At 35.0% G+C, this 20,260-nt stretch carries 13 protein-coding genes; 1 reads left to right on the top strand and 12 read right to left on the bottom strand.

Annotated elements, in window-relative coordinates; genetic code table 11:
• Positions 1-16 precede the first annotated feature (16 nt).
• The 7 genes from bamA to Q0X14_RS12925 form a co-directional block, all read right to left on the bottom strand.
• Positions 17-2,518, bottom strand: coding sequence for an outer membrane protein assembly factor BamA (bamA, locus tag Q0X14_RS12955; RefSeq protein ID WP_297839366.1), 2,502 nt, complete (start codon positions 2,516-2,518; stop codon positions 17-19).
• Positions 2,487-3,314, bottom strand: a complete 828-nt coding sequence (locus Q0X14_RS12950; protein WP_014559366.1) for an isoprenyl transferase — start codon at positions 3,312-3,314, stop codon at positions 2,487-2,489. Before Q0X14_RS12950 ends, bamA begins: the two co-directional genes overlap by 32 nt.
• A 120-nt stretch (positions 3,315-3,434) precedes the next feature.
• Positions 3,435-3,866, bottom strand: coding sequence for a hypothetical protein (locus Q0X14_RS12945; protein WP_297839362.1), 432 nt, complete (start codon positions 3,864-3,866; stop codon positions 3,435-3,437).
• A gap of 10 nt (positions 3,867-3,876) precedes the next feature.
• A complete protein-coding gene (locus Q0X14_RS12940; protein ID WP_297839359.1) occupies positions 3,877-4,125 on the bottom strand; it encodes a hypothetical protein in 249 nt (82 codons plus the stop codon).
• Between the two features lie 13 nt (positions 4,126-4,138).
• On the bottom strand, positions 4,139-4,786 hold the full coding sequence (gene lexA, locus Q0X14_RS12935; RefSeq protein ID WP_297839356.1) for a transcriptional repressor LexA: 648 nt from the start codon (positions 4,784-4,786) through the stop codon (positions 4,139-4,141).
• Positions 4,787-4,935: 149 nt separating this feature from the next.
• The gene (locus tag Q0X14_RS12930; RefSeq protein WP_297839353.1) at positions 4,936-6,024 is read right to left on the bottom strand and encodes a branched-chain amino acid aminotransferase; all 1,089 of its coding nucleotides are present in this window, start codon (positions 6,022-6,024) and stop codon (positions 4,936-4,938) included.
• Between the two features lie 103 nt (positions 6,025-6,127).
• On the bottom strand, positions 6,128-6,901 hold the full coding sequence (locus tag Q0X14_RS12925; protein WP_297839351.1) for an ABC transporter permease: 774 nt from the start codon (positions 6,899-6,901) through the stop codon (positions 6,128-6,130).
• A gap of 250 nt (positions 6,902-7,151) precedes the next feature.
• Between Q0X14_RS12925 and Q0X14_RS12920 the strand changes: the two genes are divergently transcribed.
• A complete protein-coding gene (locus Q0X14_RS12920) occupies positions 7,152-10,544 on the top strand; it encodes a PAS domain S-box protein (RefSeq protein ID WP_297839349.1) in 3,393 nt (1,130 codons plus the stop codon).
• 82 nt (positions 10,545-10,626) lie between these two features.
• Here the strand turns inward: Q0X14_RS12920 and Q0X14_RS12915 are convergent, their stop codons facing one another.
• The 5 genes from Q0X14_RS12915 to Q0X14_RS12895 form a co-directional block, all read right to left on the bottom strand.
• Positions 10,627-12,126, bottom strand: a complete 1,500-nt coding sequence (locus Q0X14_RS12915; RefSeq protein WP_297839347.1) for a T9SS type A sorting domain-containing protein — start codon at positions 12,124-12,126, stop codon at positions 10,627-10,629.
• 33 nt (positions 12,127-12,159) lie between these two features.
• Positions 12,160-13,191 (bottom strand): PorV/PorQ family protein, encoded by a 1,032-nt coding sequence (locus Q0X14_RS12910; protein WP_297839345.1) that lies wholly within the window; start codon positions 13,189-13,191, stop codon positions 12,160-12,162.
• Between the two features lie 20 nt (positions 13,192-13,211).
• Positions 13,212-16,805: a hypothetical protein gene (locus tag Q0X14_RS12905; RefSeq protein ID WP_297839343.1), complete on the bottom strand. Its 3,594-nt coding sequence runs from the start codon at positions 16,803-16,805 to the stop codon at positions 13,212-13,214.
• Entirely contained in the window at positions 16,805-19,573 is a 2,769-nt protein-coding gene (locus Q0X14_RS12900; protein WP_297839341.1) for a TonB-dependent receptor, read from the bottom strand. Before Q0X14_RS12900 ends, Q0X14_RS12905 begins: the two co-directional genes overlap by 1 nt.
• Before the next feature lie 289 nt (positions 19,574-19,862).
• Complete coding sequence (locus tag Q0X14_RS12895; protein ID WP_297839339.1) at positions 19,863-20,252, bottom strand: rhodanese-like domain-containing protein; 390 nt, start codon at positions 20,250-20,252, stop codon at positions 19,863-19,865.
• Positions 20,253-20,260 lie beyond the last annotated feature (8 nt).

Below are 20,260 nucleotides of genomic sequence, written 5' to 3'. Positions count from 1 at the left end.
TAATGTTGAACATTTATTAAAATCCTTTTCCAAACTGAAAATGGAAGAGCCACGCAGGATCATTTCCATTTACAGCTTTACGATCGAAGCCATAACCAAGATCAAAACCTATTAAACCAATTGGATTTATCAGTAATCTTGCACCAAATCCAACTGATCGACGGAGGTCAAAAATATCTGTTTTCTCAAAACTTTCAAAAACATTGCCTGCTTCAGCAAATGCCAGAACATATAATGGTATTGGTTCAATTGATACAGCTAATCTTAATTCAGTACCAAACTTTGCCATTACTCTACCACCGATGACTCTGCCATCAACATTTTTCGGACCAACTGATCTGTCATCATATCCGCGAAGTGATGTTGTTGCGATAATTAAACCATTTCCACCCATATAATAAAATTCAAACGGTTGGATGTTTGTACCTCGAACTATTTCATCAATGTATCCGAGATCAGCAATTGTATATAATGTTATTCTGTTTGTATTGAAAAGTCTTCTATACCATTCTGATGTAAAACCGATTTTCAGATAATCAACATCACCAGGTAAGAATGGACCTCCGGAAATTTCTGCATCAAGTTGTATTGAAGAACCGATTGATGGGAAAATTGGATTATCAATATCTTTTCTTGCAATCAATGCACCTAAAGTATATTGGTTGGTTTTACCTTCGGCATAAAAACCTTGTCCTTCGAGCACATTGTTATATTGGTATTTGACTCGACCTTGCACATAGAAAAAATCATCAGGCCAGCGAAGTTTACGCCCAACTCTAATAGTAGCACCTGTTTGTCTTAAATCATAAACATACTGTTGCCTTGTATCAAAGACTTCTGCACCAACAGAAGTTGGAGTATCAAACAACCAGGGTTCTGTAAATCCAAGTGTAAATGTTCTATATAGACTACCAACACCAAATTGCCAGTTGAAACTTAATATCTGACCACCACCAAGTCTGAATGGCTCGGTTATAGAAAAGTTTGTAAGTGTTATTCCAACTGCTCCGCTAAATCCAAAAGCACCACTATATCCAACTGATGCATTTAAATAATCGCTTGATTTTTCTTCAACCCGGAAAGAGATATCAACAGTGCTGTCGCTTGCTAGTTTTGTTCCAATTCCTTCTGCACCATAGAGTTTTTCTACATTAAAGTATTGAAGGTTTGCAAGATTCTGAATGCTCCTTAAGAGCAGCCCGCGATTGAAGTAGTCTCCGGGAATAGTATAAAGTTCTCTTCTGATTACTTTCTCTTTTGTTTTATCATTACCTTCAATATCAACTCTGTTTACAGTAAATTGATTTCGCTCTTCAATTCTGATTTCTATATCAACTGAATCTTCTGCTACTTTAATTTCCTTTGTCTGAAGATTGAATGTAAGATAACCGTTATCAAGATATAGCGAAGATACATCTGTTTGTTTTTCATTTCCTCGTAAATTCTTTTCAAATTTTTCAGCATCAAAAATGTCACCTTTACCAATATCTAATCTTTCTGCAAGAATGCTGCTTGGATAAACAGTGTTTCCAACCCAATTGATATTTCTAACTTTATACTGAGGACCTTCATAAACTTCCATCCGAATTGTTAAATCTTTTTTATCATTGGAATAAATTAGTGTATCGGAAACTATTGCAGCATCCCGGTAGCCATTCTTTCTGTAAAATTTTACGATTGCTTGTTTATCTTTTTTATAATTCTCAAAATCAAATTTGCCACTTCCCCAGAATTTCCACCATTTTGCTTCATTAATTTCATCCATTGCACCTTTCAAATCACCTTCATCGAAAGCTTTGTTACCAACAAATTCAATTTTTCTAACACGGACTTCTTCACCTTCCTCAATAATAAATTTGATAATTACTCTGTCCTTAATTCTAGAAATCAAATCAGAATATTTTGTATCACCTCTGTCATAGCGGTATTCATACTCATCCGAAAAATCTTTTTCATTTCTCCATCTTGTGATAATTTCATCTTTGGTTGTATCAGCGGCAAAAAAGGTATAGAATTTTTCCTGAATTTTTACGCTCAGCAAACCTTCTTTTTCATATTCTTTAATAATCTTTTGTTTTAGCTTGGCTATGTCCTGAGGTTTAATGACAGTGCCTCTGAGAAAGGTAACATTCTTTTCCAAATCACTTGTGCTTAACTCATCATTGCCTTCAAAAACAATTCGTTCGAATCGCGGATATTCTTCTACTTTAATCAGAAGAAAAATTCCATCACCAATTTCTTTATCAATCAATAGCTGAACATCTTTAAAAATATTGAGCGCCCAAAGATTTTTTATTGCATTGATAGTCTTATCTCCCGGAACCTGAATTTCATCATTAACCTTTATACCGCTTGCAGAGATAATTGCATTTGCATCTGCAGTTTTATTCCCGGAAACAGTTATACCAAGAATCTTATAAACTTTTGTTTGTCCTTGTGCAAAAGCACTTTGATATGAAATAATAATTGAAAGAGCAATGAATAGACTAGCTAATCTGAGAAGGAAGTTTTTCTGCATTCGTAACGCCTTTTGAGTTGACTTCTTTTTTAATTTGTTCACTAACTTTACCAAATCTTCTTTCACGCTTTTGAAATGCGCGGATAGATTCATACAAATGATGCCTGTTAAAATCAGGCCAATAAATATCAGTAATCACAAATTCGGAATAAGCAATTTGCCAAAGAAGAAAATTACTTACTCTGAATTCACCGCTTGTTCTGATAACCAGATCCGGGTCGGGCAAATCTTTAGTAGTTAAAAACTTTGAGAACAATTGCTCATTAATTTCATCTGGCTTCAAATCACCTTTTTCAACTGCTCTGGAAATCTTTTTTACTGCTTCAATAATTTCCCATCGTCCACTATAACTTAGAGCAAGATTCAGAATCATCTTTTTATTATTCTTTGTTCTTTCGATATCAGCTTTCAACTGTTTTTGAACTTCGTATGGAAGTGAATCAGTATCACCAATAGTTGTAAGCCGTATATCGTTTTCGCAAAGCTCATCGACACGATCGCGCAGACTATTAAGCAATAATCGCATTAAAGTTGAAACTTCTTCCTTAGGTCTTTTCCAGTTTTCGGTTGAAAAAGTATATAAGGTTAGATACTTGACACCAATTTCAGCACAAGCTTCAACTATGTCTTTGACGGTATCGACACCTCTTTTGTGCCCTGCTACTCTTGGAAGTCCCCTTTTTTTAGCCCATCTGCCATTTCCATCCATAATAATGGCGATGTGTTTGGGAATTTCACCGGACTTTTTCAGTTCATTCTGTAGTTTTTCATCAGAAGCTGATTTTTTCTTACTCAATTTCAAATCCTATTAATGATTGAGCGTGTAAAGTTAAATTCGGAGTGTTAGAAAATCAAGAAATTAAACAGTAGTATTATTCGGATTGATTAATTAAAGCGTAATATTTACATGATTTTTTCAGGAGAAAATCACATCATTATTTCTTCTTCTTGTTGGTTGCTCAATATTCTGTTTGTCAATAATCTGAATCAAACGAATATTTTTCCTGACTTCTTCGGGCAAATCATCAACAAGACTTTTTGCTTTCCTGTAATTCTTTAATGAAACACCAACGAATAGCGCAACCTTCTTACCATTATATTTAGTTTGCCGTGTTGATAGATAGGCAATTTTATTCTGAGTTTTAGCTATATCAAAAAAGTCCTCGTCGTTCAAAACAATTCCGATGGCATATGAATCTTTGTAGCGGGCGATAACATCCACATCATAAATACCCACTTTGTCAGGTTCTGGTAGATAAGTTCCATACTTTCTGCAAACAGTCAGATAACCTCTTTTCCAAAATTGCTCAATGAGTGCATCAACATCTTTTCTTCTATCGTAATTCATAATAACCTCCTTATGAAGCCATTGGAATAATAGGAATTACCGGAGAAAATTTATAATTATCGAAAACTTTTATGTTCGCCATTTTTTTGAAATCAAATTTTTTAACTTCATTAGTTGAAGACACTTTTGCATATAAAACCTTATTACCATTTCTGTCTTTAGCAACATAATATGGCTCAACAACCCATTGATGCAAACCATAATAAAATCTGATTTTATTTCTGTTTTTTATTGCCTCACGGAAAATGTCAGTTTTCATTTTAAACTCCTTTTTAATTAAACCATCTTAAAACGCCGATTACTTTCCCAACAAGTGAAAAGTTATTTTTTTCAGTAACGATTATTGGTTCATACTTTTCATTCTGTGGAATGAGAAAAACTTTATCGTTTTTCTTTTCATAATTCTTGACCGTAATTTCATCATCAACTCTTGCAACAACAATATCATGCTGTGATACTTTTTCATTTGGATTAACTATAACAAGATCACCGTCGAAAATTCCGGCATTTATCATACTATCACCTGATACCTTGAAAGCAAAGCAATTTTTACTATTTCCAAAAAAGTTTGAATCGATTGCAATTGTACCATCCAGATTTTCCTCTGACAGAATCGGAGAGCCAGCAGCAACTCTACCAACAACCGGAATTGAAATGATTTTTGAATTGTACTCGATTGTTGACGAATCAGATTCATCAAAAGATTTTTTATTAAGGGTAATTGCTCTGCTTGCGTAACTTTCAACTTTCAGATAACCTTTCTTTTTTAAGGCGTCAAGATGCCGCTTCACTCCAAATGTTGAAGCTAATCCAAAGTGTGCCGCAATTTCTCTTAAAGTGGGTGGAAATCCGTTATCTTCTACAAATTTTTGGATATAACTAAGAATTTCTTTTTGCCGGTCGGTTAATTTGTTTTTCATTTTACCTGCTCATTTGTTCACTACAAATATAGTGCTCTTGTGTGCACTTGTCAAGATTAAAATGAAGGAATTTTCGAGATTATTTTAAAAAGAAAAAGGCATCAGCTATTAACTGATGCCTTAAAATGTTTTTTGAAATTTGTGTGGGATTATACTTCTATTGCCTTCTTTTCAACTTTGAATATCCAATTGTGAGTATCTTCCTTTTCTCCGTAGTGAATTGCAGTTAATTCGTTGAACAACTTCAAATCGAGTTCACCAACATTTCCATTATTTATCATCATATCTTTTCCTTTGTAAGAAAGTAAACCAACTGAGGATATAATTGCTGCTGTTCCTGTTCCAAAAACTCCAACAAGATTTCCGGAATCATACGCGTCAATCACTTCACGAATTGAAATAAGTCTTTCAGTAACATTTAATCCCCACTCTTTTAATAATTGAATAACTGATCTTCTTGTTACACCTGGAAGTATTGAGCCAGTAAGTTTTGGTGTTGCAATTTCATCTTTGAAATGGATAAAAATATTCATAGTTCCGACTTCTTCAATATATTTTTGTTCAACACCATCTAACCATAGAACTTGAGTAAAACCTTTTTTTGCAGCTTCATCAGCAGCTAACAGACTTGCTGCATAGTTAGCAGCAGTTTTACATTCACCCAAACCTTTTCTTACTGCTCTTACATAATCATCCTGAGCAAGAATTTTTACCGGTTTAAATCCCTCAGGATAATACGCACCAACAGGTGAAAGAATTATAATAAACTTATAATTATATGAAGGTCTAACACCTAATGCCGGATCATAGCCAAACATAAATGGTCTTATGTATAATGCTTCTCCTTTCTTTGTTGGAATCCAATCGCTGTCAATTGCAATAAGTTCTTTCATTGCGTCAAGAACAAATTCAGTATCAACTTCAGGCATACAAATTCTTCTTGCTGAGTTATTTAATCTTTCAAGATGTGTATCAGGTCTGAATATCTGAATTTCATCATCAGCAGTTCTGAATGCTTTTAATCCTTCGAATATCGTTTGTCCATAATGAATGAATGAAGTAGCCGGATGAAGGTATAATTCACTGAGAGGTTTTATTGTTGCATTGTGCCAGCCCTTTTCTTTCGAATAATCCATCTCAAACATATGATCGGTAAAGTATTGACCAAACCCTAACTTCTCAGGAAGGATAATCTTTTCTTTTCTTTCTTTTAAGATATAATTGATTTTGTTTTTCATAACTGTTCCTTCCAAATTTTTTAATGCTTATTTGCTATTTAAATAAATTAGAGAACAAAAGAAATTGAATTCGACTTTAAATCACTGCTGACTAACAAATTTTTCAAAATATCAGCATCCAAAGAACATAATCAAGAATAAGAATTAAGGCTGCTGAAACAACAAATGATCTGATTGTTGCTAAACCAACGCCCTCTGCACCGCCTTCAGTTCTGAAGCCGATATGGCAACCAAGTAAAGCAGTCACTCCACCAAAAAAAATTGTTTTAACTAATCCGGCAATTAAATCTCCCATTATAAAAAATCTTTTTACTGAATTAAAAAATACTGCAAATGAAACTCCAAGAAAGTAATTTGAAACAATGTAAGCTCCAAGAACTGCGATTGCATTTGCAAATATTACCAGGATAGGCATCATTATAATCGCAGCAAGAAATCGTGGCATTGCCAGAAATCTTATCGGACTAATTGCCATTGTTTCAAGAGCATCAATTTGTTCGGTAACTTTCATCGTTCCTAATTCTGCTGCAATTGATGCACCAACTCTTCCAGCAATTACTATTCCGGTTAAAACAGGACCCAATTCAGTTATGATTGCACGACTTGTTGCGCCACCTAAAAATGATAATGGGGCAATTCCTTTTAACTGATAAGCTGCTTGCCATGCGGAAACCGCGCCGGTGAATATCGCAATAATCAAAACAAGTGGTAATGAATTAACGCCAATATGTTCCATTTGGAACAAAATCAATTTTCTGCTGCGAGGTATTTGAGGGAAAAACTTAATGATATTACCAAGAAGAGTGGAGATTTGTCCAAACTCCTGAAAGAAAAGTAATGTTTTATTCCCAACCGATTGTAAGAATTTTGTTATCAAAATAATTCTTATTTTTTGTATCAGAAATTTAATGAAACCTAAATTGCCATTGAAAAAAATTTATCAATGATTTCTATATCAATACATTTAACCAAAAAGAGACAAATAATTATTTCACAATTGAGAAATAATAGTGATAAAATGGAGTAATATTGTCATTTTATTGACTGTTGGTGGCACATAAATTATTCTAAATAATATGCTGTGCCTAAACCATTTCACAAAAAATTTATAATTAAATGCTGAAAAATTGGAAAATAAATTTAGAAATAATGCTGAAAAGAACTTTGATTTGAAGTCATTTGAAATTTTAAATGACCTTCCGATCGGTATTATCATTTCAAACAACAATCTTGAAATTGAGTTCATCAACAGAACTTTTCTGAATTTATGTGATTTCTATAATATTTCCGTTTCAGGTAATTTAATTTCTCAAAGTATCTTTTCAATCTCACCAATTTTCAACTCTCAGCTTAAAGATGAAATTGAATCTCTGCTGAATGGTTATCCTTTCGAAAAAGAAATCACAAATCCGGAATTACAGAATAAAGGAATATTAAGACTTATTCTTAAAGCCAATCCATTATTCGAAAAGAATGAATTCAGTGGAGCGGTATTTATAATTGAAGATATTAAAATTGTACTTGAGGCGATTTCAGATTACAGAAAAAAGCTGAGTCATCTGCAAAGTGTGATTGAAAAAAGTTATGATTTTTATTTTGTGCTTGCTGATGATTTCTCTGTTCTTCAGCATTCAAGAGAGCTTCCTCAAGAGTTTAATCAAATTACAGAAATTTCCGGATTCAACGATTTCAAATCAATTCTTACTCCACAAAGCAATTTTGAACTGATTCAAAATCTGGAAAAGTGTTTAAGCACTAAAGACATTACAACTCTTGTTTGCGAAACAGTTAATCATTCCAGATTTGAATGTCGGATAATTCCGGTAATAAATCAAAAAGAAGATATCCTTTTATTCTATCTTTTCTTCAGAAATATTGCGAATGAAATTATACAGGCAGAGTCATCTTCTGTTTTGTCTGAAGAACTTAACTACTATAAATCGTTATTTAATGCTTTTGATGAAATTGTTTTTGTTTATGATAAAGACAACAAAATTGTTTTCCTTAATTCTCAGGCAGAAAAATTTATCGGGAAAAAGAAAGCCGAACTTTACGATAAGCAAATTCATTTGTTCGTAAAGTTTTTAACTAAGGACTTTATCAAAGGGATTGAAGATAAACTTATTTCCAAACCTTTTCACAGAACTATTATTACTGAGTACGATGATTTAAGAAATAAAATTGTTCTGGAATGCACATTTACCAAACTTGAAGATGATAAAGATCATACGATTGTAAAATGCGAAGACATTACTTCAAAAATTCATTTTGAAGAAAATCTTATATCATCGCTCAAAGGGCTAAAACAGACAATCCTAAAAGCCCCTCAAATGATTTGTCAGGTTGATTTGAATGGACAAATTCTTTTTGCAAATGAAGCTTTAATCTTCACACTTGGTTTTAATGAAGAAGATCTTTTAGGCACAACAATTTACAACCTCATTGATCCCGAATATTTTGACAAAAATGTTTTTGAATTATCAGCATTCAGTGCAAAGCCATCGAGTGAAATTGAATTGCCAATCAGAACAAAGTGGGATACTCCGATTAATTTGCAATCTGTGTTCGTTCCTGTATTTGATGAGCTTGGAAACCTGCAGCATATAAGTTGTTACTTCAATCATCTGGAAGAGATAAAATCAAAAGAAAAAGAATTAAAACTTTATCAATCACTTGTTGAAGCATCAAATGATGGAATAGCTTTGGTTCAGGATGGAAGAATTATAATTGCGAACAAATCATTTGCAAACATTTTTGGTTATGATAGTGGTGAAGAATTACTGAACAAGGAAGTTCTTGATCTTTCTTCAAACGATGATATAATAAAAGTTGCAGAGTATTTCAGGTTACTTGAGCGAAAGAAAGAAGCGCCGTCACGATTTGATTTTCTTGGTAAGAAAAGAGATAACTCTTATCTCCATACTGAAATTTCCGTTGGAACTTTTGATGTTGATAAAAAAACTTATATAGTACTAATTGCGAGAGATATAACAGAAAGAATTCGTGCACAGAAAGCAATCAGAGAATCTGAAGAAAAGTACAGAAACATCACGGAAAATATTGATGACTTCCTCTTCACATTCGAAAGAATTGGATTTAGCTTAAGACCTGTTTTTTGCACATCATCAATTCAAAAAATTTGTGGATACACACAAACCGATTTTCTTTCCGATTCAAAACTGTTTCTAAAGATTATTCATCCTGATGATTTTAAGGTTCTTAAACCAAAGCTGATGAGCTTGCTTAAAAGCCGTATTCAGCTTTCAGGTGAGTTCGAGTTCAGGATTATTAACAAACAAGGAAATATTGTTTGGGTAAGAACAAAATTAAACTTAATTAGATCAGGCACAGGCAGGATTCAGAAATTATTTGGACTTGTAAGCGATATAACTTTCAGAAAGAGAGCAGAGGAAGAACTGAGAAAGTCAACTCAGAATCTTATTAAACTTAATGAAACGAAAGACAGATTTATCTCAATAATTTCACACGATTTAAGAACTCCTTTCAGCTCAATACTTGGCTTTACGGATTTGCTTGAAAACGATGATGAACTTTCTGATGAGGAAAGAAAACAATACATCAAATATATTCAGGAAGCTTCGCGCTCAATGCTTTCACTTGTTAATTCGCTGCTTGACTGGACAAGATTGCAAACCGGCAGAATAAGATTCGAACCACAGAAAATAGATATTACTGAGATTATCAATGATTCAATTTCTGCATTGCGTGGCTCTGCAATTCAAAAACAGATCGAGATAAAAAATGAAATAACCAACGAGTTGTTTTTGTTTATTGATAAAAGTCTTATTGCCCAGGTTTTCAATAATCTTATTTCAAATGCTATCAAATTCACAAACCGTGAAGGCACAATAACTATTAGTGCAACCCCTGCAGAAAATAAACGATTTGTAAAATTCAGTGTAAAAGATACAGGAATTGGTATTCAACCAGAAGATTTACCTAAGTTATTCAAAGTCGACTCTAAGTTTTCAACTGAAGGAACAGCAGGAGAAAAAGGAAGCGGACTTGGCTTATCATTGGTAAAAGAAATAATCGAAAAGCACGGCGGAACAATTTGGGTTGATAGCAAACCTGGTGAAGGATCTGATTTTCAGTTTACATTACCGGTTGCATCTGCAAATATCCTGATTGTTGATGATAGCAAAACTGATCGCTTACTCTATTCAAAAATTCTGAAGAACATTACTCCGGATTATGATGTTGATGTTGCTTCTAACGGAAAAGAAGCGCTTGAAAAAATTCTGGCTTCACCACCCGCACTTGTAATTACGGATCACGGAATGCCTGTTATGAACGGCTATGAATTTGTTAAAGAGTTAAAGAAAGCTGATATAAAAGGAAAACCGCCTGTGATTGTTTTAAGCAGTGATATTGACAGAACAATCGCTACAGATTATCACGAACTTGGGATTGAATTTGTTTTTCAGAAACCCGTCAATCTAAGTAGCTTTAAACAGGCAGTTGAAAAGTCGCTTCATAAAGGATTATCTATCAGCTGACTTTGAAAAATTTTTATTTCTTTTATCCAACAAAAAAGGCGAGTTATTCACTCGCCTTTTCTGATTTTTATAGATTCAATTACTACTTCACTAGCATCATTTTACGTGTTAAAGAAACACCATTAGCTTCCAAAGTATAGAAGTACATTCCGCTTGCCATATTTGGCGCACCGAATTTTACTTCGTAAGTGCCCGCAGTTTGCTCCTGATTAACCAAAGTTACAACTTCCTGACCCAGGATATTATAAACTTTTAGCGAAACAAGACCTTCTTTAGGCAAACTATATCTGATTGTTGTTACAGGGTTGAATGGATTAGGATAGTTTTGCTCAAGAACATAAGTTGCCGGAACAACATCACTAATCTGATCAACTGAAGAAGTGAAATCACCAAAACGATTATTGATAACAATTAATCCACCAGGTGCCTGGAATAAGAATAATCTGTGGTTCTGACCGAATCCAGCTTCATTATCAAGTGGATTTGAACCACCATTAACAGTATCAGCACCAGGATACATAACACCAAATTTATAAGCATAATTTCCGGCATTTGTTCCAGCTGGAGCAGTAACTGTTATAGTCCATTTGTTTGTTTGAGGAATTCTCTGAAGAACTTTCATCTGTCCTGTAGTAGTATCATCTGCACACCAGCAGCCACCTGAGTTCCAGCTTCCTAAGAAGTCTGCACCGCCACGCATACCTACGAATTCAATCTGATCAATTGGAACAGGTTCATTGTTGTAAAAGTTAACAGCTCCTGTCATATCAACAGTAATCTGAACATTGACATCAGAACTCAATGGTGCAAGAAGTGGGAAAATTTCAGGAACAATAACACCAAGATCCTGAGTAGTACCATCAGCTTCAAAAGTAACTACTCTGTTTGGTCTGTCTTCCCATCCAGTATTTGCAAATCTGTTATCAGGATAAGCTTTAAATTTCCATTCCTCATTTGCACCAAGGAAACCTGCAACATCTAAACTTGTTGTATAAATTCCCGGGTTGAATGGATCTGTATTAAAGAGTCTTCTGTTACCTTCATTAAGTACAGTTCCATTGCCTGACCAGGTCATTCCCATAACAAGCAGTGAGTCGGAGTTTGGATCAAAAGCACCACCAAGACCAATACCGAGAATTCCACTTATATCTGCAGTGAAATTAAAAGTATTTGTTACAGCTGTTCTGTACAAGCTATCATTGTTAAACCAATAAGTAGGTAGAACAACGCCAGGTGCTTGAACAGTAAAAGTTCTGTTCGGTGAACCTTCCCAACCATCAGGAGCGATTACGAATTTAAATTCATAATTATTACCATTGGTGGAATTCGGGAAATCAACTGTAAGAGTGTAGATGGTATCACCATCTGTATCACTCATAGCAAATAAGTTTCCTTGCCAGTTGCCGCCTGGGTCACCAGCGTCAGCCTGGAAATCTCCTCTGATCACAACCTGATCAGTAGATGGGTTAAATTGACCCTTGAAAGCAGCTACGCCCATATCAACATTAAATGTAACAGGAATTGTCTGAGCGAAGCTGAATGTAGTGAAAAGCATCAAAGCAGTAATCACTAGTTTTTTCATATTATACCTCATATTTAGTTAGGTGAATATTTTTTATAGACCAACACTTAAAGAGAATCTTGACACTTCATTAAAAATTCCGAGATTTGAATAGCTGTAATCAAACTTAGCAAAAAAATCCCCAAAGTCATATTGAACACCTACACCTGCAGTCAGACCATCAGAACTTTGGGAAGAAAATAATTTGTCGTTCTTATCTTTGAACAAACCATAATAGCCACCGCGCAAAAATAACATATTGTTCCAACCAACTTCAACACCAACATTTGTGTGTGTTGATTGGTTATTAGGAATCACAGCATCAGATGTTAAAGTAACTTTCCACTGTTCAAAAAAATTCAAATCATAAGCAAGCCCGACTGTAAAAACTAACGGAAGAGGCCAACTATCTGTATCAAGAGAACCTGCAATATTCGGATTGTTACCGGCATTTGAAGGATCAACATCTATTGGTCTCTTCAAATCTTTTCCATCAAGTTTCATTTCGGTTCCGAAATTAGAAATGTTTGCACCTAATCTTAATCCATCAAGTTCTGTGTAGAACAGTAAACCAATATCGAGAGCAAATGCAGAAGCACTTTCGTTCCAGATTTTCTGAGTTATGTATTTTACGGTTCCACCGATTGAAAATCTGTCTGTTAAATTGCGTGAATAAGATAAACTCACTGCAAGATCATTTGCTGACCATTTCTGACCAGTGCCATCTGGTTGGTCAGGTGTGGTTATCTCTTCTTCACCATAATCAAGTTGGTTTATACTTACACCCACGGCATTATCATCATCGAATTTGAATGCAAGCCCAATCCAGTTAAGTCTTGTATTAACAAGCCATTCAGCAGTGGTTACGGTAAACTCACTTCTGTTCATTCGTGATAAACCTGAGGGATTCCAGAATGAAGTTGTAGCATCATTAGCAACTGCAGAGAAAGCTCCTCCCATTGCAGTAGCTCTTGGTCCAACAGGAATTGTTAAAAAGTTTGCAGCAGTAGTTCCAACTTTCGATTGTGGAATTATTAAAGCGCTTGCTGCTATTATTAAAATCAGAGAGATTATTTTTTTATTCATATTAAACTCCACTTAAAATCTTATTTAATAATTGCAAGTTTGCCAGTCTTTTTCTCACTTACGCCATCCATTTCAACAACATAGAAATAAACTCCATATGCAACATCCAAACCTTCTTTTGTTCTCACATCCCAAACAACGGTGCCATCATTTAAATCTCCATCGTGTTCAATAGTTTTAACATGATTTCCACTCGAAGTATAAATATGAACTCTGCTCTTTGGAGGAAGATTTGTGAAGTAAATAACTCTTTCACCCCTTCCTCTTACAGTCGGTGGAAGTGGCTGTTCATAAACATTTGATACGACATAAGGATTTGGAACAGCTTTGACTCTTTCAAGTTGCTGCAGAGCGCTGTTAGGATCGTAAGCTGGTTTTGATGTTGAGAATGTAAATACATCCTGACCAGTTAATGGTTTATTTATATAGAGGAATAAAGTGTCTCCACCTATTGGGAAATTCGATGAACTATCACCGTTAAAAGTTATTCTCCAGGAGAATTTCTTTCCTTCAGCGTCTGAAAGAATCACAACATCATTAAATGATATGGTATCTCTTCTGAATGGTGAAAGTTCACTGAATCCAAATTGAACTCTAACGGGATTATTTTTATCAGTAATATCATACGCTCTGAAATTTACAAGCTTCGCAGGAGGCGCTGAGTTACCGAAAATCTGAGTTAATTTATTAGAAGAATCCTGATAAGCATCAGTGAAAACTAACATATAATCTCTTGGATATTTTGTAGCACTTAGATTTGCAGAGACAAATTGGTCCACAGTAAATCGCAAATTACCGGGTCTGTTGTTATTCCATCCACTTCTGTTTCTGTCGAGTCTGATGCTATCCAACGATTGATATGAAGGGTCGATTGATAATCTTGTTCCGTTAAATACTATTCCGTTTTCAGGTTGAATTGCTGCATTGTTTAATACCACATTATTAGTTGCAAGGTCAATAACAGAATATTTATCAGATATGCTGATACTATCTTTAAGATTACCTGGTGTTACATAGTATTTATCGTTGAAAACAATTTTATAATTTTTGTCAGCAACTCTTGTCGGATCAAGAACCTCAAAATAAGGGACCACATTTGAGTAACCGCTTTCTCTGGAAGCAGCTAATCCCGATGCCGGTGGAACATATCCGGCAACAGGCGCATTTGGAATTATTGCGACTGTGTTAATGTCTGTTGAAATATTTCCAAGAGCGTCCTTCGAAATAAATCTTGTATTCTCTGATGGGAAAATATCTTTTGTTGGATCTCCTCTGTCATAAGCAACTACTGCGTAATAATAAGTTCTTCCGTTTATAACATCATTATCAACATAGAAATTCTGAATACCATTATCAGAACCAAGATAGAAAGGAGCACCGCTTGTTAATTCATACAATGTTGCTGATGGAACAAACAATCCTTTTACTCCATTAATCAAATCAAATTGAGCAATAGGTTTGTAAAACACTTTGTTTCCATTGAAATCCGTAATTTGCAGTGCGTCAGATAAATCAGGATCAGTTCCTTTATAAATTTTATAACCTTCAAAATCCTTTACTCTTAAAGTTGGATCAACGGACTCTTCTGCAACTCGATCCCAATAAAGTGTAACTTTTCCATCACCGGCAACTGCTGTAACTGTTGGTTTTTCCGGTGGTTTTGGGAAATTGTAATTAGCATTATAAATAGTCTGAGCTATTTGTTTTGTCTTAAGAACGGCTGGGAAATCTGATCCGAAAGCAAGCGCTAATGAAAATCTCTCAGTCTTACCTGCAAGCAGTGGAAAATAACCTGAGCCATAAATAAAATCACCATCTTCGCCACGGATAGCAACATTATTTACGATTGATCTTGGTACCTGGAAAAATCCTGGTTTCATTCTTCTCCACATATCAAAATCATCACTCATCGTAATAACACCGGCAGGCACGAAATACTGAAATGATGTCAAACCAATCTGGTCTGATTCATCAACATCAGTAGCATCAAAGTTTGGTTCACCTGGTGTTGGAATACCATCGCCTTCACCAAAGTCATTTGTACCAGCTTTTCCATCTGCACCAACATCATCAAATTCTGCATCCCAATCACAATCATTATCAGCTAAATCACTTCTCGACTCATCGAGCATTTTATCAGTTGTTCCAAGATTTCCAACAAAATCTTTGTACATAACAGGTGCAAGCTGATCAATCAGGACAATCGGAACCTGTCCTGATCTGTCAATTTTTAAAACTCTGTAATGAACAAGAAAGCTTTCATCAATAATTCCGTCAAGGTCATTATCAATTCCATCTATCGCATTTGGATTAACTTCACTTGACTGCTGAATAAAATCCCCTTCTCTTAATTCTGTAACACCCGGCTGAAGGAAGAAAGGAACTCCCATCGAATAAACAGTTACTGTATCATTTGGCATGGTGAAAGCAGTTCTTTGAAAAGTATTCTTATCAATCAAGACTAATTTTTGTCCTGCCTGAACAGTTCTGGGTTGAAAATCCGCTTCAACAAAGTTTGTTGCGAAAGGTGAATAACAATCATAGCCGTTATCATTATCTGCATCGTTATCAATGCCATCATATTCGTTTCCGGGCGATTCAAGAAATGCATAAGCAATGTAGCCGACTTGTGTAGGATCAGGTAACCACCTTGGATTTGCAGATGGAGAAATATATCTGTCAAAATCCCAGGTATAAGTTATTGCTTCGCGTATGTCGAAGAAGGATACATCATCATTCCATTCAGGGTTTTCTACTCCAACATAAGTTCCGACCAATACACCAAACACTGCCTGATCATAATTTTCAGTTCCATCATTCTTAATATTATAAAGCCAGAAAATTACATCCTGGGCAAGGAAGTTTGACCACTGAAGTCCTCTCACCGAAACCTGAATTGCCTGTCCTCTTCTCGAGGCATCCAGACTATCAGGCAAGAATCCATAAGATAAATAAGCTTCCTGATCCCGGTTATCATCCATCCAGAAATAACTTTCCTGATCAGCATTTAGTTGTCCTCTTCCAAAAAATCCGTTCCAGTCAACCTGAGGAGTAACATCTTTTCCGTCAATAATTATCGGATCACCAGAGTAAGTCCAATCCGGATAATCTGGCCAGAATGGAGGCCAGGTTTCCGGTTGATGACTCATCGCAACACCTTTACCGACTTCCTTGGTAAATGGATTGGCAAATCCGGGAATTGGTTCGAAAGTATAAGAACCACCAATGCCACCTTCTCCACCTCCGGGACGATCAACCGGCGTAATTATAACAGAATAAATTGTATCAGGTCTGTTAAGTGAATCCGGTCTCCAATCTCTTATCGGAAGTCTGAGTCCAACAAGTGGTGAGACATCGCCAACATATCCATTAGCGTCATAACGCCAGGCACCTCTTGGTCCTTCATTACCAGGTTGAGCAATAACTCCGTAATTTGTAAACACGGTTCTAACCTGATTACCGCGATGAACTCCAACTTTTCTGAAATTAGGAGTTCCTCTTTCTGTAATTCGCTGTTGTGCAAATACTTCCAATGGAAGCATTGATAACAAAGCTAAAACTATTATCAGATATTTAACATTTACTTTCATAATTTTTAATCCGTTTTTTTCCATTAAAAGAATAATGTTGCTCCAACTTCTATTCTTCTTGGTTCAGAATAAAATGTTGGGTTTCGGTAATATTCATCAAGTGTATTAACTAATTCAGGATTTCCCTCTCTGCGTCTTAAATATTCATCAATTGTAAAATCTGCTGTGCCGCTGTCGTTGTAAACATTAACCTGATTCTGAATATCAAACAAATTGTAAACACGGGTGAAGAAACTAATTTTCATAAAACCAAGCTGAATATCTTTATAAGCTCTTAAATCAACATTGAATGAAGATGGTTTAAGTTCGCTATTTGTTAACAACGCCGATAGATTAAATGATTGTGTCGGAGTATAAGGAAAACCACTTCCATAAGAGCCAATCAAGCTAAAGCCCCAATCAGCTTCTGATGTATATGAAAATGTTGCATTAACCGTATGAGTCTGGTCCCAATCTAATCTGACTAACTGAATTTCTGGTTGAGCACCACCGGCGATAGCATTTCGTGTTGCTGCCGGATCAGATGCATTCCCTTTTGCTGATTGGAATGTGTAATCAATTGTAGCTGACCAGTTGTTCGACAATCTTTTTGTTAATGTGAAAACAATTCCTTTAACAAATCCAAAGTCACTATTCACAAACTGACTGTAAGTGGAAGTTCCGCCAAATATTCTTATTTCATCTGCTCTTGTTCCGGCAAGATTTCTTATATCTCTGAAATAACCTGTTAAGTCAAAAGTGATATCATCAGTTAAAGCTTGTTGCAATCCAATTTCACCACTTATTGTTTGTTGTGGCTTTAAGTCTGGGTTACCGGCAATTCCAAGGTTACCAGTTCCGAAACCAAACTTATATTCAGGGTTAGTGAAGAGAATATCAAAGTTTGGAATCTGGAAAAAGTGTCCGTATGAAAAGTGAATTACTCCTCTGTCGGTAATCGGAAAAGCTATACCAAGTCTTGGACTAAGTTGTATTTTATCAGTTGGATCTTTATACCATTTAGCTTTTCTTTCTTCAAGCGAAAGAGCAATATTTTCCGGTTTCTTTGGTCTGTAAACATCAGGATCAGTTGGATCAACCAGAAGCTTTCCATCTGGTTTAAAATAATCCATACGAACACCAACATTTATGATCATTTCATTTAATTCAATTTTGTCCTGTAGATATGCAGAAAATTCTATTGGCTTGCGGATATAACGATTGATGTTAAGATTTTCATTCGGGTCATCCGGATTAGGTATGTATCTTCTGACGAAAGGATTTCTTGTAACTCTTGGGTCTTCTGTATTTAGTGGTTGCATAAGATAAATATCATCAAATCCGAGGTTGTGATAATTAAATTCAACACCAAATTTTACCATATTAATTTTATCAACCTGCGAGGTGAAATCCCATTTCACACCGTAAGTATTTGTAAGTCTCTTAAAGTTTCCTGCCTGAGTTCCACCTGTTCTGAAACTTGGAACCTCAGCCGGCTGTTGACCGAGCAATACATCATTAGTATATCTTGGATCATTCGGATCTTCATACACATACTGTTTGTAACTCTTGAAGAAGTATGTAAAGTTCAGAGTGTAAAATGAATTTGGAGTAAGTGTGTGAGTTAAACCGAGAATGTTTGTATATCCTTTTCTGAATCTCTTATAATCACCATCAGGATTATAGGCAAATGAATGATCGTAATCCTGATAATCAACCTTATCGAGGAAATAGCTATAGTTTATTTTAAAATTGGTAAATGGTCTGTAAGTAAGTTTTCCCTGACCATAAATTTTTTCGTTCCAATTCATCGGAACAATTTTGCCATCGCCCAAACCACTATCAGGATTAACACTTAAAATATATCTTTCTGCAAGCGGGAAAGATGCGCCGCGATTTTCAGTTATGTTCCAAGGATTAAACACTCTCTTTCCGTTTATCCATCCGCCAAAGTAAATATATCTTGCATTCAGATAAAAGAATAAAGTGTTCTGAATGATAGGACCACTGAAACTTCCCTCGAAATTTCTGATATTAACTGGCTGAAAGTTTTTGATGTCGCGGAAGATTTTATCGTTAGTGCTGTAATAATCACCAATATAAGAAGTGAAAGTTCCGTTAAACTTATTATCACCATCTTTTGTTGCGATGTTAACATAACCAGAAAGTGCTCTTCCATATTCAGCATTAAATGCACCACTGATAAACTGAAGTTCCTGAATTGAATTTGCATTCACATCAACAACCGTTGAACCATCGTAAACATCTGTTACAGGAACACCATCAATTGCATAAACAACTTCACCTTTTCTTCCACCACGGACTGAGCCACCAACAATTCCTGCTTTAAGATTTAATACTTCCTGAAATTCAGTAACCGGCAAAACAGATATTTCATCAGCACCGATTATAGATGTTGACGAAGTTAAATCTTTAGTTACAGGTGGACGAGTTGCTACTACAACAACTTCTTCTTTCAGTTCAATACTTGTTTCATAAAGCGTAAAATTAACCTGAGTTGTCAGGTCAATTGAAACTTTAACTCCCTGAACAGTTTGCGGATTATAACCAATTGCAGAAGCTTTAAGATTGTATGTTCCCGGCGGAACTCCGATGATACTGTAATTCCCATCAATATCAGAGGCAGCACCATAATTAGTACCTTCAATAATGATATTGACAAAAGGAATACCTTCGTTACTTGTTCCGTCGATTACTTTACCTGCTATTTTACCGCTTTGTGAGAGGAGTGAAGTTTGAAATGAAATAAATATTAATAAAATGAAAATAAATTGGTAAGAAAATTTTTTCATGCGGACCTCCGCTGAGTGTTATGTTTCAACATTTTTAATTTCCTGGAAAGTGTAACAATTATGCTATAACTAATTCTCTCAAAAATTTTGTCAAAAATAGTTGTCCGTGCTTTAATTACCAATTACTTATGTCATAATTAAAGGGCAATTATTAGCCACATACAATGACTGAGAAACAACACTAATTATAAAATTAGTTCAGAAAATTTATTTTAAGGTCATTAAAAAAATATCGGAAATACAACCACAAAAGAAATTTGCTACTGCGGAAGGTTTAAATTTTCTAAATCTATTTATTCAGATTTTTTTTATTGTAGTATTCTGTCATTCCTCCGGTAACATAAATCGACTTATATCCGTTTTTATTTAAGAACTGTGAAGATGCATAAGAGCGATTCTGAGTTCGGCAGATTACGTAGATCTGTTTGTCTTTATAAGGTTTTAATTCATCTATCCGGTCAGGCAATTCCTGAATTGGGATGTTTATTGCTTTATTAATTTTACCTAATGGTCCGGCTAGTTCAGCAGGAGTTCTTACATCGAGAATGATTACAGATGAATCCTTCTCAATCAGATTTATAAATTCATCTATGTTTATTGAAGGTACATCAGAAGTTGATTGTGCAAACATATTGAAAGTTAAAATTATGAATAATGTGAATAACGCAGATAATTTCATTTAAGTTC

The organism is Ignavibacterium sp., assembly GCF_025998815.1.
Lineage (GTDB): Bacteria > Bacteroidota > Ignavibacteria > Ignavibacteriales > Ignavibacteriaceae > Ignavibacterium.
The sequence above is the reverse complement of the archived record's forward strand: the minus strand, read 5'-3'. Positions and strand labels throughout refer to the sequence as shown.

Excerpts from the sequence above, each read along its gene's own strand:
- Q0X14_RS12895 (WP_297839339.1), bottom strand. The coding sequence starts at position 20,252 with ATGAAATTATCTGCGTTATTCACATTATTCATAATTTTAACTTTCAAT.
- Q0X14_RS12905 (WP_297839343.1), bottom strand. The coding sequence starts at position 16,805 with ATGGAAAAAAACGGATTAAAAATTATGAAAGTAAATGTTAAATATCTG.
- Q0X14_RS12910 (WP_297839345.1), bottom strand. The coding sequence starts at position 13,191 with ATGAATAAAAAAATAATCTCTCTGATTTTAATAATAGCAGCAAGCGCT.
- lexA (WP_297839356.1), bottom strand. The coding sequence starts at position 4,786 with ATGAAAAACAAATTAACCGACCGGCAAAAAGAAATTCTTAGTTATATC.
- Q0X14_RS12900 (WP_297839341.1), bottom strand. The coding sequence starts at position 19,573 with ATGAAAAAATTTTCTTACCAATTTATTTTCATTTTATTAATATTTATT.
- Q0X14_RS12940 (WP_297839359.1), bottom strand. The coding sequence starts at position 4,125 with ATGAAAACTGACATTTTCCGTGAGGCAATAAAAAACAGAAATAAAATC.
- Q0X14_RS12930 (WP_297839353.1), bottom strand. The coding sequence starts at position 6,024 with ATGAAAAACAAAATCAATTATATCTTAAAAGAAAGAAAAGAAAAGATT.
- bamA (WP_297839366.1), bottom strand. The coding sequence starts at position 2,518 with ATGCAGAAAAACTTCCTTCTCAGATTAGCTAGTCTATTCATTGCTCTT.
- Q0X14_RS12915 (WP_297839347.1), bottom strand. The coding sequence starts at position 12,126 with ATGAAAAAACTAGTGATTACTGCTTTGATGCTTTTCACTACATTCAGC.
- Q0X14_RS12945 (WP_297839362.1), bottom strand. The coding sequence starts at position 3,866 with ATGAATTACGATAGAAGAAAAGATGTTGATGCACTCATTGAGCAATTT.